Annotated in this window: 16 protein-coding genes; 13 read left to right on the forward strand and 3 right to left on the reverse strand. The window is 65.4% G+C overall.

Translation table 11 applies throughout. The features are described 5' to 3' along the window. Nucleotides 1–34: 34 nt before the first annotated feature. The 4 genes from ACWW36_RS14265 to ACWW36_RS14280 are packed head-to-tail and all read left to right on the forward strand — an operon-like array spanning nt 35 to nt 4,094. Nucleotides 35–1,663 carry an acyl-CoA dehydrogenase family protein gene (locus tag ACWW36_RS14265; protein WP_456142156.1) on the forward strand — a complete coding sequence of 543 codons (1,629 nt, stop codon included), beginning with the start codon at nt 35–37 and terminating at the stop codon, nt 1,661–1,663. Then, the gene (locus ACWW36_RS14270) at nt 1,660–2,598 is read left to right on the forward strand and encodes a crotonase/enoyl-CoA hydratase family protein (protein WP_456142157.1); all 939 of its coding nucleotides are present in this window, start codon (nt 1,660–1,662) and stop codon (nt 2,596–2,598) included. The genes ACWW36_RS14265 and ACWW36_RS14270 overlap by 4 nt, the downstream gene beginning before the upstream one ends. Further along, nucleotides 2,599–3,330, forward strand: coding sequence for a PaaX family transcriptional regulator C-terminal domain-containing protein (locus ACWW36_RS14275; protein WP_456142158.1), 732 nt, complete (start codon nt 2,599–2,601; stop codon nt 3,328–3,330). Next, nucleotides 3,327–4,094: a crotonase/enoyl-CoA hydratase family protein gene (locus ACWW36_RS14280; protein ID WP_456142159.1), complete on the forward strand. Its 768-nt coding sequence runs from the start codon at nt 3,327–3,329 to the stop codon at nt 4,092–4,094. Before ACWW36_RS14275 ends, ACWW36_RS14280 begins: the two co-directional genes overlap by 4 nt. Here the strand turns inward: ACWW36_RS14280 and ACWW36_RS14285 are convergent. Continuing rightward, the gene (locus tag ACWW36_RS14285; protein ID WP_456142160.1) at nt 4,091–4,492 is read right to left on the reverse strand and encodes a DUF3060 domain-containing protein; all 402 of its coding nucleotides are present in this window, start codon (nt 4,490–4,492) and stop codon (nt 4,091–4,093) included. The genes ACWW36_RS14280 and ACWW36_RS14285 overlap by 4 nt on opposite strands. Next, nucleotides 4,489–4,866 (reverse strand): DUF3060 domain-containing protein, encoded by a 378-nt coding sequence (locus ACWW36_RS14290; RefSeq protein WP_456142161.1) that lies wholly within the window; start codon nt 4,864–4,866, stop codon nt 4,489–4,491. Before ACWW36_RS14290 ends, ACWW36_RS14285 begins: the two co-directional genes overlap by 4 nt. A gap of 116 nt (nt 4,867–4,982) precedes the next feature. On the opposite strand from ACWW36_RS14290, the gene ACWW36_RS14295 reads away from it, so the two are divergent. The 8 genes from ACWW36_RS14295 to ACWW36_RS14330 all read left to right on the forward strand — a co-directional run bounded on the left by ACWW36_RS14295 (nt 4,983) and on the right by ACWW36_RS14330 (nt 12,464). After that, entirely contained in the window at nt 4,983–5,540 is a 558-nt protein-coding gene (locus tag ACWW36_RS14295; RefSeq protein WP_456142162.1) for a DUF3558 domain-containing protein, read from the forward strand. Nucleotide 5,541: 1 nt separating this feature from the next. Then, the gene (locus ACWW36_RS14300) at nt 5,542–6,075 is read left to right on the forward strand and encodes a DUF3558 domain-containing protein (protein WP_456142163.1); all 534 of its coding nucleotides are present in this window, start codon (nt 5,542–5,544) and stop codon (nt 6,073–6,075) included. Between the two features lie 76 nt (nt 6,076–6,151). After that, nucleotides 6,152–6,805 carry a TetR/AcrR family transcriptional regulator gene (locus ACWW36_RS14305; RefSeq protein ID WP_456142164.1) on the forward strand — a complete coding sequence of 218 codons (654 nt, stop codon included), beginning with the start codon at nt 6,152–6,154 and terminating at the stop codon, nt 6,803–6,805. A 310-nt stretch (nt 6,806–7,115) separates the two neighbouring features. Continuing rightward, nucleotides 7,116–7,490 (forward strand): 30S ribosomal protein S12, encoded by a 375-nt coding sequence (gene rpsL, locus ACWW36_RS14310; RefSeq protein ID WP_007167812.1) that lies wholly within the window; start codon nt 7,116–7,118, stop codon nt 7,488–7,490. Next, nucleotides 7,490–7,960, forward strand: a complete 471-nt coding sequence (gene rpsG / locus ACWW36_RS14315) for a 30S ribosomal protein S7 (protein ID WP_066986953.1) — start codon at nt 7,490–7,492, stop codon at nt 7,958–7,960. The genes rpsL and rpsG overlap by 1 nt, the downstream gene beginning before the upstream one ends. A gap of 73 nt (nt 7,961–8,033) precedes the next feature. Next, nucleotides 8,034–10,139 carry an elongation factor G gene (gene fusA, locus ACWW36_RS14320; protein WP_456142165.1) on the forward strand — a complete coding sequence of 702 codons (2,106 nt, stop codon included), beginning with the start codon at nt 8,034–8,036 and terminating at the stop codon, nt 10,137–10,139. Between the two features lie 171 nt (nt 10,140–10,310). After that, nucleotides 10,311–11,501 (forward strand): elongation factor Tu, encoded by a 1,191-nt coding sequence (gene tuf / locus ACWW36_RS14325; protein ID WP_456142166.1) that lies wholly within the window; start codon nt 10,311–10,313, stop codon nt 11,499–11,501. 123 nt (nt 11,502–11,624) lie between these two features. Further along, nucleotides 11,625–12,464, forward strand: a complete 840-nt coding sequence (locus ACWW36_RS14330) for a cutinase family protein (RefSeq protein ID WP_456142167.1) — start codon at nt 11,625–11,627, stop codon at nt 12,462–12,464. Here the strand turns inward: ACWW36_RS14330 and ACWW36_RS14335 are convergent. Further along, a complete protein-coding gene (locus tag ACWW36_RS14335; RefSeq protein ID WP_456142168.1) occupies nt 12,437–13,834 on the reverse strand; it encodes an MFS transporter in 1,398 nt (465 codons plus the stop codon). The genes ACWW36_RS14330 and ACWW36_RS14335 overlap by 28 nt on opposite strands. 82 nt (nt 13,835–13,916) lie before the next feature. Here ACWW36_RS14335 and ACWW36_RS14340 point away from each other — a divergent pair, with 82 nt between their 5' ends. Then, the gene (locus tag ACWW36_RS14340; protein ID WP_456142488.1) at nt 13,917–14,771 is read left to right on the forward strand and encodes an SHOCT domain-containing protein; all 855 of its coding nucleotides are present in this window, start codon (nt 13,917–13,919) and stop codon (nt 14,769–14,771) included. Nucleotides 14,772–14,831 lie beyond the last annotated feature (60 nt).

Here is a 14,831-nt window from a genome sequence, read left to right on the forward strand (position 1 = left end):
TTGTGCGGCTGTGGCGAAAATGTAACATGGGGGCATGTCAGACACGCATGCCGTCACCAACCAGGTCCCGCCGCTGGAGGACTACAACCCCGCCAACTCACCGGTTCTGACCGAAGCGCTGATCCGCGAGGGCGGCGAGTGGGGCCTGGACGAGGTCAACGACCTTGGCGCACTCTCCGGCAGCAGACAGGCCCAGCGCTGGGGCGAGCTGGCGGATCGCAACCAGCCGATCCTGCACACCCACGACCGTTACGGGCATCGCGTCGACGAGGTCGAATACGACCCGGCCTACCACGAGCTGATGAAGGTTGCGATCGGCCACGGTCTGCACGCCGCGCCGTGGGCTGACGACCGCCCCGGCTCGCACGTCGTACGCGCCGCCAAGACGTCGGTGTGGACGCCCGAACCCGGTCACATCTGCCCGATTTCGATGACGTATGCCGTCGTGCCCGCACTGCGCCACAACCCGGAACTCGCCGCCGTCTACGAGCCGCTGCTCACCAGCCGCGAGTACGACCCCGAGCTCAAGAAGCCCACCACCAAGGTCGGCATCACCGCGGGCATGTCGATGACCGAGAAGCAGGGCGGCTCCGACGTGCGCGCCGGCACCACGCAAGCCACACCCAACGGATTCGGCAGCTACAGCCTCACCGGCCACAAGTGGTTCACCTCCGCGCCGATGTGCGACATCTTCCTCGTGCTCGCCCAGGCGCCGGGCGGGTTGAGCTGCTTCATGCTTCCGCGCATCCTGCCCGACGGCAGCCGCAACCGGATGTTCCTGCAGCGGCTCAAGGACAAGCTCGGCAACCACGCGAACGCGTCCAGTGAGGTGGAGTACGACGGCGCGATCGCGTGGCTGGTGGGCGAGGAGGGCCGCGGCGTGCCGACCATCATCGAGATGGTCAACCTCACCAGGCTGGACTGCACGCTCGGCAGCGCGACGAGCATGCGCAACGGCCTTGCCCGCGCCATCCACCACGCGCAGCATCGAAAGGCGTTCGGCGCCTACCTGATTGACCAACCGCTCATGCGTAACGTGCTCGCCGATCTCGCCGTGGAAGCCGAAGCCGCGACCGTCGTCGCGATGCGGATGGCCGGTGCGACTGACAGCGCGGTGCGCGGCGACGAACGCGAGACGCTGCTGCGCCGCATCGGCCTGGCGGCAAGTAAATACTGGGTGTGCAAGCGTGCCACCCCGCACGCGGCCGAGGCGATGGAATGTCTGGGCGGCAACGGTTACGTCGAGGAATCGGGCATGGCGCGGCTGTACCGCGAGGCGCCGCTGATGGGCATCTGGGAAGGGTCGGGCAACGTCAGCGCGCTGGACACGTTGCGCGCCATGGCAACTCGGCCCGAGTGCGTGGACGTGCTGTTCGACGAGCTGGCCAAGACGACGGGCTCCGATCCACGCCTGGACGCCCATGTCGACGGTCTCAAGCCGCAACTGGACGACTACGACACCATGCAGTACCGCGCGCGCAAGGTGGCCGAGGACATCAGCCTGGCACTGCAGGGATCGCTGTTGGTTCGGCACGGACATCCCGCCGTCGCCGAAGCATTCCTGGCATCGCGCATGGGCGGACAATGGGGTGGTGCGTTCGGAACCCTGCCTACCGGGCTGGATCTCGCGCCGATCCTCGAGCGGGCTTTGGTCAAGGGATGACGCACGCCATCAGGCCCGTAGACTTCGACAACCTCAAAACGATGACCTACGAGGTCACCGATCGCGTCGCCCGCATCACGTTCAACCGCCCAGACAAGGGCAACGCGATCATCGCCGACACGCCGCTGGAGTTGTCGGCGCTCGTCGAACGGGCCGACCTTGATCCCGCGGTGCACGTCATCCTGGTCTCGGGCCGTGGCGAAGGGTTTTGCGCCGGCTTCGATTTGAGCGCATACGCCGAAGGCTCGCCGTCGGCGGGCGGCGGCAGCCCTTACAAGGACACCGTGCTGTCCGGTAAGACACAGGCGATCAACCATCTGCCCGATCAGCCGTGGGACCCGATGATCGACTATCAGATGATGAGCCGGTTCGTCCGCGGCTTCTCGAGCCTGATGCATGCGGACAAGCCGACGGTCGTCAAGATCCACGGCTACTGCGTCGCCGGTGGCACCGATATCGCGCTGCACGCCGATCAGGTGATCGCTGCCGCGGACGCCAAGATCGGCTACCCGCCCACCCGGGTATGGGGTGTGCCCGCTGCGGGTATGTGGGCACACCGCCTGGGCGATCAGCGCGCGAAACGTCTTCTGCTGACCGGAGATTGCATCACCGGTGCCCAGGCCGCGGAGTGGGGATTGGCCATCGAGGCGCCCGATCCCAAGGACCTCGACGAGCGCACCGAGCGGCTGGTCGAGCGGATCGCCGCGGTGCCGATCAACCAGCTGATCATGGTCAAGCTCGCGATGAACAGCGCGCTCTACCACCAGGGTGTGGCGAACAGCGCGATGGTATCCACGGTCTTCGACGGCATCGCCCGCCACACTCCCGAAGGCCATGCGTTCGTCGCGCAAGCACGTGAACACGGCTTCAGGGAGGCTGTGCGTCAGCGCGACGAGCCGTTCGGCGACCATGGCCGGAAGGCATCCGGGGTCTAGATGCCAACGCTTGCGCGGATGACGGCTCGATCGGTCGTACTGAGTGTACTGCTCGGAGCGCATCCAGCCTGGGCCACTGTGAGCGAACTCATCAGGCTCACAGCCGATTTCGACATCCGCGAGCCGACGGTGCGGGTGGCGCTGACGCGGATGGTCAGCGCCGGCGACCTTGTGCGGTCCGACGACGGCTACCGGCTGTCGGACCGGCTGCTCGCCCGTCAGCGGCGCCAGGACGACGCGATCAATCCGCCGCTGCGCAAGTGGGACGGCACCTGGACCACGCTCGTCATCACCAGCGTGGGAACCGACGCGCGCACCCGGGCCGCATTGCGAACCACGCTGCTGGACAACCGGTTCGGCGAACTACGCGAAGGTGTGTGGTTGCGGCCGGACAACCTCGACATCGAGCTGACTCAGGATGTATTGGTCCGCGGACGGGTGATGCGCACCCGCGATGACGACCCCGCCGACCTCGCCGCCCGGCTGTGGGACCTGCCGGGATGGGCGCGGATCGGCCGCGAACTGCTCGACGAAATAGCCTCTGCCACCGACATTCCCGGCAGATTCGTAGCGGCGGCGGGCATGGTGCGCCACCTCCTCACAGACCCGGTCCTGCCCGGCGAACTGCTGCCAAGCGATTGGCCCGGTGCTGCGTTACGCGAGGCTTATACGAACTTCGCCGCGGAACTGGTCGCGCGGCGAGACAGTGTTGAACTGATGGAGGCAACATGAGCAGTGGTGGTGTGCGGGTCGAGCGCAGCGGCCCGGTGACGACGGTGATCATGGACAGGCCCGCGGCGCGCAACGCGGTCAACGGGCCAGCCGCCGCCGAGCTGTACCAAGCCTTCGACGAGTTCGACAAGGACGACTCGGCGTCGGTGGCCGTCCTCTGGGGCGACAACGGAACATTCTGCGCAGGAGCGGATCTCAAAGCGTTCGGCACGCCCGATGCCAACCCCGTCCACCGAACGGGTCCAGGTCCGATGGGGCCAAGCCGGATGGTGTTGTCCAAACCGGTGATCGCCGCGGTAAGCGGTTACGCCGTCGCCGGTGGTCTCGAACTGGCACTGTGGTGCGATATGCGAGTGGTCGAGGAGGACGCGGTCATGGGCGTCTTCTGCCGCCGCTGGGGTGTCCCGCTGATCGACGGTGGCACTGTGCGGCTGCCGCGGCTCATCGGCCACAGCCGCGCCATGGACCTAATCCTGACCGGCCGAGGCGTCGACGCCAACGAGGCTCTTGCGATGGGCCTTGCCAACCGCGTCGCGCCCAAAGGCCAAGCGCGCCAACACGCGGAGGAACTCGCCGCTGAACTGGCGGCGCTGCCCCAGCAGTGCATGCGGTCGGATCGCCTTTCGATGATGAACCAGTGGGGAATGTCCGAATCCGAAGCGATGGACTTCGAGTTCGCGAGCGTCTCCCGCGTCGCAGCCGAATCGTTAGAGGGCGCAGCACGTTTCGCCGCCGGCGCGGGCCGGCACGGCGCGAGCGCCTAGCCCTTGCTGATCTTGTTACCCGATCCGGTGTCGTTCACCTTCGGGTCGCCGTCCTTATAGGTGACGGTGTTGTTCAGCCCGACGACCGAGATTTCCTTGTCGACCTTCTCGAACGTGACCTTGTTGTCGGCACCGCCGATGTTCACGTTCGCGCAGGTGCCCTTGACGGTCAGCGTGTTGTTCGAGCCGCCGATGTTGACCGATTTCCCGTCCGCGCAATCGATGTCGGCCGTCGTGCCGAACGACCCGTAGTTGATCGTGTTGCCGACCTCGACCTGTGCGCCCGAGGAGCCCGCCGTCGCCGTTGGCGTGTTGGTGTCCTTGCTTTCCGACCCGCAGCCCGCCAGGGCCAGGGCGGCGGTTGCCAGCGCCGCGACGGCATACAAACGCAGGGTCATGCCGCCACCCGATCTATGCGATTCGTCATCCCCAGCTCGCGGCCGCGGTCCCACACAACGGGATCGCCGGTCTTGTAGAACACGGTCTGGTCACTGCCGTACACGATGATGTTGTCGACGACGTTGTCGGCGATGATCACGTTCGACGAACCCTGAACGGTGACGGCCCAGCACGAGCCCAGCGCGTTGATCGTGTTGTGGAATCCGGTGACGAACAGCGTCGAGTCGTTGCAGTCGAGCGTCTGCGAGATGCCCTGACCGCTGATATGTGTGTCACCGTTCGTCGCCTGCGCTCCGGGCACTCCGACGCCGAGCGCGACCGGCAGCACGATGACGCATGCCGCCAGCGACCGGCCCACAGCTTTCGATATCACTGTTCCGTCCCCTTCGCGTGCGATCCGATGGACGAAGCGTACGTGGAGGGGGAAGGTCTCGGACAGTGGTTCGCACGAGTCGCCATTGCTAACAGTGCTGGGTAGCGTGTTGAGCGATGCGTTGGCGTGTCAAAGCGGTTGCTGTCGTAGCGGTCACAGCGGTGGTGACAGTCGCAGGATGTTCTCAGACCGTCAGCGGTACCGCGCGACGGGCTCAGGCCGACGTGCCCGATCCCAACCGCAGCTACGGCTATGTCGATGACCGCTGCGGGCTGCTTCTGGACAGCACGATCCAGCAAGTCATCGGCGCCGACAACGTCGTGCGCCCCTATAGCGGTGCCGTCTGTCAATACGTGCTGGCGCGTGGGTCCGGCCCCGGCGCGGTTGCCCCTCCGGCGATGATCGATGTCACCTTCTCCTGGTTCGAGACGGGCAGCATCGACCGCGAACGAGCGCTGGCCAGTGACCGCGGCGCGAAAATCACCGAGAAAATCGTCGAGCGCCACCAGGCGTTCCTCGCGCGACGAGACACCACCGGCGCGGCCTGCTCGGCCACCGCCGCCGCGGGCACCGGCGTGCTCACCTGGTGGGTGCAATTGCGCGGGCAGCACAGCGGCGACCCGTGCACAGATGCCGAGAAGCTGCTGTCGGCCACGCTGCAGTCGGACATGTGACATGGGCGCCCCGAAGCTGTTGGTGAGGTGTTGCGCCGCGGTCGCGGCCGGTGCCGCCCTGCTGTCCGGCTGCGGGCCGTCCGGTCCGCCAACCCACCCCGCGTCGCCAAACCCGCTGACCAGCGGCTTCCGCAGTGGCGACTGCAACGGGGTCACCGACGCCGACGTGGACAAGGCGGTCGGATCGGCGATGTTCACCAAAGCAGTTGTCAGCGACGCCGGATGCTTCTGGCAGGAGAACACCCTGCTCGGCACGTTCGGCGCCGGCATGGGCATCTCGACGTGGTGGTATCGCGGCAGTGATATGGACACCGAACGGTCGCTCGAGCAGCGGGCCGGCCGCACCCTTACCGAGCTGTCGATCGACGGGAACAAGGGCTTCAAGGCCCACGACGCCAATGCGTGCAGCATCTATGTGGCCAAAGACGGTGACGTGATCACGTGGTCGATTCAGACCATGAATCCCGCCATGCTGCCGGACCTCTGCTCGGTCACCGAGCAACTCGCCCAGCTCAGTCAGGACCGCGTGAACTGATCAATGCGAAACTAGAGGTGTTAGTTTTTCGCTGACCCAATCGCGGGTCCAACGACCGACCCGAAGGGCGAACCGCATGGCAGCTCGGCCGGAGCAGCAGAATTCCGGAGCCGCCCGGGCGACGACAACGAGTTCTGGAGCCGCTCGGGCGACGTCAACCACGACAGGACGACGTCCACCCAGGCTGAGCCGCGACTCCATCGTCAACGCCGCGCTGACGTTCCTCGACCGTGAAGGCTGGGACGCGCTCACGATCAACGCCCTGGCCACGCAGCTGGGCACCAAGGGCCCGTCGCTCTACAACCACGTCCACAGCCTGGAGGACCTGCGCCGCACCGTGCGGATGCGGGTCGTCGGCGACATCATCGACATGCTCAACACCGTCGGCCAGGGCCGCACCCGCGATGACGCGGTGACGGTGATGGCCAGCGCATACCGCAGCTACGCGCACCACCATCCCGGGCGCTATTCCGCCTTCACTCGAATGCCGCTCGGCGGCGACAATCCTGAATTCACCGAGGCCACGCGGGCGGCCGCCGCGCCCGTGATCTCGGTGCTGGCCTCCTACGGGCTGGACGGCGAAGAAGCGTTCTACGCGGCGCTCGAGTTCTGGTCCGCGATGCACGGCTTCGTGCTGCTGGAGATGACGGGCGCGATGAACGGCATCGACACCGACTCGGTGTTCACGGACATGGTGATGCGGCTGGCGTCCGGCATGGAGAGGCGATGAGCGCTTGCGCGAAGAGCGGAGGGCTTGAGCTAGCGCTGACCTGCGAATAGACCGTCCGCGACGGGTTTGGAGCGCTGCGACCGCCCTGGTATTGTGGACGATCGTGCCTGGCAGATAAGGCGCATTGCGGACTGGTCCTCAAGGAAAAGTCAGAATGCATGCCTGCACGCCGGGCCAATTCGCGTGTCCACGAAGCCTAGAGAAATCTCGCGGCGGGCGCATGCGACACACCCGATCGCGGGGTACGTGAACGGGACATAAGTGCAGTACAGAGACTTACAAACAGAGAAGCAACACAGGAAGCCGGTAGATGCCAACCATTCAGCAGCTGGTCCGCAAGGGTCGCCGCGACAAGATCGCCAAGGTCAAGACCGCGGCCCTCAAGGGCAGCCCGCAGCGCCGCGGGGTGTGCACCCGCGTGTACACCACCACCCCGAAGAAGCCGAACTCGGCGCTTCGTAAGGTCGCGCGCGTCAAGCTGACGAGCCAGGTTGAGGTCACCGCCTACATCCCGGGCGAGGGACACAACCTGCAGGAGCACTCGATGGTGCTGGTGCGTGGCGGTCGTGTGAAGGACCTGCCCGGTGTGCGCTACAAGATCATCCGCGGCTCGCTGGACACGCAGGGCGTGAAGAACCGCAAGCAAGCCCGCAGCCGCTACGGCGCGAAGAAGGAGAAGAGCTAATGCCGCGCAAGGGGCCCGCGCCTAAGCGTCCGTTGGTCAACGACCCGGTGTACGGGTCGCAGCTGGTCACCCAGCTGGTCAACAAGGTTCTTCTGCAAGGGAAGAAATCGCTGGCCGAACGCATTGTTTATGGTGCGCTCGAACAGGCTCGGGACAAGACCGGCACCGATCCGGTCGTCACCCTCAAGCGCGCTCTCGACAACGTCAAGCCCGCACTCGAGGTCCGCAGCCGCCGTGTCGGCGGTGCGACCTACCAGGTTCCCGTCGAGGTGCGCGCTGACCGTTCCACCACGCTGGCCCTGCGCTGGCTGGTGAGCTTCTCGCGGCAGCGCCGGGAGAAGACCATGGTCGAGCGCCTGGCGAACGAGATCCTCGACGCCAGCAACGGCCTGGGCGCCTCCGTCAAGCGGCGTGAGGACACCCACAAGATGGCCGAGGCGAACCGCGCCTTCGCGCACTACCGCTGGTGACCTAGTCGCCTGACGGCAGTGCAGCCGCAGGCGCAATGACAACAGCAACATCTGAGCGAAAGAGAAGACTTCTGTGGCACAGAAGGACGTGCTTACCGACCTGAGCAAGGTCCGCAATTTCGGCATCATGGCGCACATCGATGCCGGCAAGACGACGACGACCGAGCGCATCCTCTACTACACCGGTATCAACTACAAGATCGGTGAGGTGCACGACGGTGCCGCCACGATGGACTGGATGGAGCAGGAGCAGGAGCGGGGTATCACCATCACCTCGGCTGCCACCACCACGTTCTGGAAAGACAACCAGCTCAACATCATTGACACTCCCGGGCACGTCGACTTCACCGTCGAGGTGGAGCGAAACCTGCGCGTGCTCGATGGTGCCGTTGCCGTGTTCGACGGCAAGGAGGGCGTCGAGCCGCAGTCCGAGCAGGTCTGGCGCCAAGCCGACAAGTACGACGTCCCGCGCATCTGCTTCGTCAACAAGATGGACAAGATCGGCGCGGACTTCTACTTCTCCGTACGCACCATGGAAGAGCGGCTGGGAGCCAACGCGGTTCCGATCCAGCTGCCGATCGGCGCGGAGGGTGACTTCGAGGGCATCGTCGACCTGGTCGAGATGAACGCCAAGGTGTGGCGCGGCGAGACGAAACTCGGTGAGACCTACGAGACCATCGACATCCCCGCCGACCTGGCCGACAAGGCCGACGAGTATCGCACCAAGCTGCTCGAGGTCGTCGCTGAGACCGACGAGGCGCTGCTGGACAAGTACGTCGGCGGCGAGGAGCTCACGGTCGATGAGATCAAGGGCGCGATCCGCAAGCTGACGATCAACAGCGAGATCTACCCGGTGCTGTGTGGCAGCGCGTTCAAGAACAAGGGCGTGCAGCCGATGCTTGACGCGGTCGTGGACTACCTGCCCTCGCCGCTGGACGTGCCGGCCGCCACCGGACATGCCCCCGGCAAGGAGGACGAGGAGATCGTCCGCCACGCGACCGCCGACGAGCCGTTCGCGGCGCTGGCATTCAAGATCGCGACGCACCCGTTCTTCGGGAAGCTGACCTACATCCGCGTGTACTCGGGCGTGGTCGAATCCGGTTCGCAGGTCATCAACGCCACCAAGGGCAAGAAGGAGCGGCTGGGCAAGCTGTTCCAGATGCACTCCAACAAGGAGAACCCGGTCGACCGGGCCTCAGCGGGGCACATCTACGCGGTGATCGGCCTGAAGGACACCACCACCGGCGACACCCTGTCCGATCCGAACCAGCAGGTCGTGCTGGAGTCGATGACGTTCCCCGATCCGGTGATCGAGGTGGCCATCGAACCCAAGACCAAGAGCGACCAGGAAAAGCTCGGCACCGCCATCCAGAAGCTCGCCGAAGAGGATCCGACCTTCAAGGTCCACCTGGACCAGGAGACCGGCCAGACCGTTATCGGCGGCATGGGCGAGCTGCACCTCGACATCCTCGTCGACCGCATGAAGCGCGAGTTCAAGGTCGAGGCCAACGTCGGCAAGCCGCAGGTGGCCTACAAGGAGACCATCAAGCGCATGGTCGACAAGGTCGAGTACACCCACAAGAAGCAGACGGGTGGCTCCGGCCAGTTCGCGAAGGTGCTCATCTCCATCGAGCCGTTCACCGGCGAGGACGGTGCCACCTACGAGTTCGAGAACAAGGTCACCGGCGGCCGCATCCCGCGCGAGTACATCCCGTCGGTGGATGCCGGTGCGCAGGACGCCATGCAGTACGGCGTGCTGGCCGGCTACCCGCTGGTGAACCTGAAGGTCACCTTGCTCGACGGTGCCTACCACGAGGTTGACTCCTCGGAAATGGCATTCAAGGTCGCCGGCTCCCAGGCGCTGAAAAAGGCTGCGGGACAAGCACAGCCGGTGATCCTGGAGCCGATCATGGCCGTCGAGGTCACTACGCCCGAGGACTACATGGGTGAGGTGATCGGCGATTTGAACTCCCGCCGTGGTCAGATCCAGGCCATGGAGGAGCGGGCGGGCGCACGCGTCGTCAAGGCGCATGTGCCGCTGTCGGAGATGTTCGGCTACGTCGGAGACCTTCGGTCGAAGACCCAGGGCCGGGCGAACTACTCCATGGTGTTCGACTCGTATGCCGAAGTTCCGGCGAACGTGTCGAAGGAAATCATCGCGAAGGCGACGGGTCAGTGAGAATCGAGGCCGTTTGCGGCCGAGGCTCGGAGCTGATCCGGAGCCGAGCCATGAGCGGCGCGAAGGCGACGGGTCAGTAATCTCTGACCCGCTGTCTTGGCGGGACCACACAACTGGAAACATCAACACTGCTTTACAACAAGCACCAACACAGTCCAGGAGGACAACACAGTGGCGAAGGCGAAGTTCGAGCGGACGAAGCCGCACGTCAACATCGGGACCATCGGTCACGTTGACCACGGCAAGACGACGCTGACTGCAGCAATCACCAAGGTTCTGCACGATAAGTATCCCGATTTGAACGAGTCGCGCGCATTCGACCAGATCGACAATGCGCCTGAAGAGCGTCAGCGCGGCATCACGATCAACATCTCCCACGTGGAGTACCAGACCGAGAAGCGTCACTACGCGCACGTCGACGCCCCTGGTCACGCCGACTACATCAAGAACATGATCACCGGTGCCGCCCAGATGGACGGTGCGATTCTGGTGGTCGCCGCGACCGACGGCCCGATGCCGCAGACCCGCGAGCACGTGCTGCTGGCTCGCCAGGTGGGCGTGCCCTACATCCTGGTCGCCCTGAACAAGGCCGACGCCGTGGACGACGAGGAGCTCATCGAGCTCGTCGAGATGGAGGTCCGCGAGCTGCTGGCCGCCCAGGAGTTCGACGAGGACGCCCCGGTCGTGCGCGTCTCGGCGCTGAAGGCGCTCGAGGGTGACGAGAAGTGGGTTGAGTCGATCGTCGAGCTGATGGCTGCCGTCGACGAGTCGATCCCGGACCCTGTCCGCGAGACCGACAAGCCGTTCCTGATGCCCGTCGAGGACGTCTTCACGATCACCGGCCGCGGCACCGTGGTCACCGGTCGTGTGGAGCGCGGCGTGGTCAATGTGAACGAGGAAGTCGAGATCGTCGGCATCCGCCCGGAGACCACCAAGACCACGGTCACCGGCGTCGAGATGTTCCGCAAGCTGCTCGATCAGGGCCAGGCCGGTGACAACGTCGGTCTGCTGCTGCGCGGCATCAAGCGTGAGGACGTCGAGCGCGGCCAGGTCGTCGTGAAGCCCGGCACCACCACGCCGCACACCGAGTTCGAGGGCCAGGTCTACATCCTGTCCAAGGACGAGGGCGGCCGGCACACGCCGTTCTTCAACAACTACCGTCCGCAGTTCTACTTCCGCACCACCGACGTGACCGGTGTGGTGACGCTGCCTGAGGGCACCGAGATGGTTATGCCCGGTGACAACACCGACATCTCGGTCAAGCTGATCCAGCCCGTCGCAATGGACGAGGGCCTGCGCTTCGCGATTCGCGAGGGCGGCCGTACCGTCGGCGCCGGCCGGGTTACGAAGATCATCAAGTAGTTCCGACTGCTGCGAAGCGGCGCTCACCTTCGGGTGGGCGCCGCTTTCGTGTAACACGTGCGACTTCTGAGGCGATGAACATCGCAACGGCCCTGGTCGGGGGCCGAGAAGGGTTGGGGTCTCGTGTTACGACGCCTTGGTGTGCTTGCGAGCGCCGCCGCTGTGGCCGGCGCCGCATTCGTTGGTCTGTCGGCCGGTACTGCATCTGCGGCCGCTGGGTGCCCGGATGTGCACTGGATCGGGGCTGCGGGCTCGGGTGAGCGAACCGGCGCCGAGCTGACGCAGAACGGCGGGATGGGCCGCGTGATCTATCAGTCTCTGCAAGAGCTGTCCGTCCAAATGCAGAATGACGGCCGCACAATGACCGCAGAGGCGGTCGACTACCCCGCGGTGGAAGTGCCAGGGCAAGACGGCGGCGTCGGGCAGTGGCTGGGCTTCATGGGCAGTGTCGACACCGGCACGACGGCGCTGGGTAAGCAGTACGAGGCGTTCGTCCAGCAATGCCCGACCTCCAAGGTCGTGCTGGCGGGCTATTCGCAGGGCGCGATGGTGGTGCACCGTAATCTTGCCTCGCTTGAGGCAAGCCCCAATCTGGCCGCAGTGTTGTTGATCGCGGACGGCGATCGCCGGCCCGAGGACCCCACGCTCAATCTCGGCACCGCCAGTGGCGTTCCCAAACGCGGTAAGGGTGTCGCCCAGGATTGGCCGATCCTCGCCCACGCGCCTGCTCCGCTCTCGCCGGCCCTGGGCGCCCGCACGATCAGCGTCTGCAATCTCAACGATGCCGTCTGCGACTACGACGAGGACGCCGATGACTCCACGGCGGCGTACGCGCGGCGTGTGGCCGTCCACACCAGCTACGCCAGGAGTCCGGGACTCGACTGGACGGCGCCGCTGTCCTTCCTGCTCGGTTCGGCGCCTGCGCCGTCGGCAAGTCAGGTCTCGTTGGCCGCTGGCAACTGATTACGCGAAATCCCTTGCCGCGCAATCATTAACACCACCAGGCCTGCCGGCAGTAGCAGCGCGGCCATCGCTGCGAGCACACTGTTGATGGCGCCAGCCGCCGTCATCCCCGCCTGCCGCAGCATCTCGAGTACGGTTCCCGACACAGCCACGCCGACACCGGCGAGCGCAACCAACGCAGTCAGCGTCACACCGGCGGCTTCGCCCGCCCGCTCCGGCCGCACGACCGCCTGCGTCGCGACCGTGGTGAACGCGTACACCAATCCCAGGGTGAACCCGCACGCGGTGAGCGCCACCAGGTAGACGGCCCACGTGCTCGACGCCGCAAGGGCCGCCAGCGATATCGCCGCGACCACACTCGTCAGACCCATCACCAGCACCGGTGGCCTGCTGGCGGCCAGCCGGCCGGAAAGAACCCCGCCGACCGCGGCGCCGATCGACGGGCCGAGAAACACCAGGCCGGCCGTCAACGGATCCAGGCCGCGTGCCTGCTGCAGATACACCGTAGACAGGAAGATCGCCACGACGTAGGCGATGTTCGCGATCGTGCCCGCCAAGACAAGCACCGCGAACCTGGGGTTCCTGGCGAGTGACAGGTCCACCAGCGGCCAGCGCACCTTCTTTTCAACGACGATAAACGCGGCCAGCGCAACGAGCGATCCGGCGAACGCCGTCAGCGTCCACACCGACACCCAGCCCCATTGAGGCGCACGGTCAAATGTCAACGTGAACAAGCCGATTCCCACCACAATGAGTGCCAGCCCGGTGACGTCGATGCGGCGCGGCACCGTCTCGTCGAAAGATTCGGTGATGCTCCATGCTCCGACCGCCAACGCGGCAAGAGTCAACGGCACATTCAGCCAGAAGATCCACCGCCAACCCACCGTCTCGGTCAACAGCCCGCCGATCAGCGGACCCGCGGCATTGCCCAATCCGGCTATGCCGTAGGCCAACCCGATCGCATGGCTGGCCCGCGCGGCCGTGAAGGCGTTTGTCAGCACACTCACAGAAACCGGAAAGATCAGCGCCGCGCCCACGCCCTGCAACGCTCGGAACGCGATCAGCAAGGTTGCCGTAGGTGCCAGTGCACACAGCGCGGATGCCGCGCCGAACAACGCGATGCCCGCAAGCAGTGCTCGGCGGCGACCGAAGATGTCGCCGATACGGCCCCCGGGCACCATGAACGCGCCAAGCGCGAGCATGTAGACGCTGATCACCCATTGCAGGTCGGTTGCGGTGCTATGCAGATCGGCAGCCATCCGCGGCAACGCGAGATTCATCGCGAAGTAGTCGATTTGCACGCAGAACAGCGCGGTCGCAACGGCTACCAGGATCCACCGCAAACGCACAGGTTCGGCGTCGCGGCTCACCGCCCCGACGATACGGCTCGCGACCGGCGGTTTGGCGCTAATCTGACACGCGACACGGGCAAACGACGGGAGCGTGGCAGAAATGTTGTGGCGTTACATCAAGTCTCAGATCTGGGTACTGGTCTGCGGCGGCCTTGTCGGTCCCATTTTCTTGGTCGTGTACTTCGCGCTCGGCCAGATGAGCCTCATGAAGTGGATGTTCTGGGTAGGTCTGCTGATCACCGCTGCCGATGTCCTGATCGCGCTGGCACTGGCCAGCTTCGGCGCGAAATCGGACGCCAAGACCCAAGCGCTGGAGGCCAACGGTGTACTGGCGCTGGCGCAAGTCGTCGGCATTCAAGAGACGGGCACGCGGATCAACGAGCAGCCACTGGTGAAGCTCGACCTGCAGATCTCCGGTCCGGGGCTCGCGCCTTTCGCATCCCAAGACCGGGTGATCGCATCGATCACCCGGCTGCCGATGATCACCAGCCGCCGGCTCGTCGCCCTCGTCGATCCAACGACCAACGAGTACCAAATCGATTGGGAACGCAGCGCTTTGGTCAGCGGCATGATGCCAGCCAACTTCACCATTGCCGACGACAACAAGACCTACGACCTGACAGGGCAGACCGGGCCGCTGATGGAGATCCTGGCCATCCTCAAGGCAAACGGGATCGGGTTGAACAACATGATCGACCTGCGCTCCAACCCGGCCGCTCGCCAACAGGTGCAGGCCGTGGTTCGGCGCGCGGCAGCGCAACAGGCTCCGGCCGCGCCTGCACCCGCGGCGCCCGGCCCGGTCGTCGCGGCACCTGCTGCTGCGCCGTCGTACACGGCGCCGCCGGAGCCGTCGACCGCCCAACGGCTGCAGGAGCTGGAAACACTGCGCGCTACTGGCGCTATTTCCGAACAGGAATACAACGCCAAGCGTCAGCAGATCCTGTCCGATCTCTAGCCGGATTCGCCAATCGGCGATGCGGCTCATGCGTTGTCGCTTACGCTGTTTGCGACTGCA

Source organism: Mycobacterium sp. MMS18-G62 (assembly GCF_053877835.1).

Coding starts and splice junctions, on each gene's coding strand:
- ACWW36_RS14265 (WP_456142156.1), top strand. CDS start 35: ATGTCAGACACGCATGCCGTCACCAACCAGGTCCCGCCGCTGGAGGAC.
- ACWW36_RS14270 (WP_456142157.1), top strand. CDS start 1,660: ATGACGCACGCCATCAGGCCCGTAGACTTCGACAACCTCAAAACGATG.
- ACWW36_RS14275 (WP_456142158.1), top strand. CDS start 2,599: ATGCCAACGCTTGCGCGGATGACGGCTCGATCGGTCGTACTGAGTGTA.
- ACWW36_RS14280 (WP_456142159.1), top strand. CDS start 3,327: ATGAGCAGTGGTGGTGTGCGGGTCGAGCGCAGCGGCCCGGTGACGACG.
- ACWW36_RS14285 (WP_456142160.1), bottom strand. CDS start 4,492: ATGACCCTGCGTTTGTATGCCGTCGCGGCGCTGGCAACCGCCGCCCTG.
- ACWW36_RS14295 (WP_456142162.1), top strand. CDS start 4,983: ATGCGTTGGCGTGTCAAAGCGGTTGCTGTCGTAGCGGTCACAGCGGTG.
- ACWW36_RS14300 (WP_456142163.1), top strand. CDS start 5,542: ATGGGCGCCCCGAAGCTGTTGGTGAGGTGTTGCGCCGCGGTCGCGGCC.
- ACWW36_RS14305 (WP_456142164.1), top strand. CDS start 6,152: ATGGCAGCTCGGCCGGAGCAGCAGAATTCCGGAGCCGCCCGGGCGACG.
- rpsL (WP_007167812.1), top strand. CDS start 7,116: ATGCCAACCATTCAGCAGCTGGTCCGCAAGGGTCGCCGCGACAAGATC.
- rpsG (WP_066986953.1), top strand. CDS start 7,490: ATGCCGCGCAAGGGGCCCGCGCCTAAGCGTCCGTTGGTCAACGACCCG.
- ACWW36_RS14340 (WP_456142488.1), top strand. CDS start 13,917: ATGTTGTGGCGTTACATCAAGTCTCAGATCTGGGTACTGGTCTGCGGC.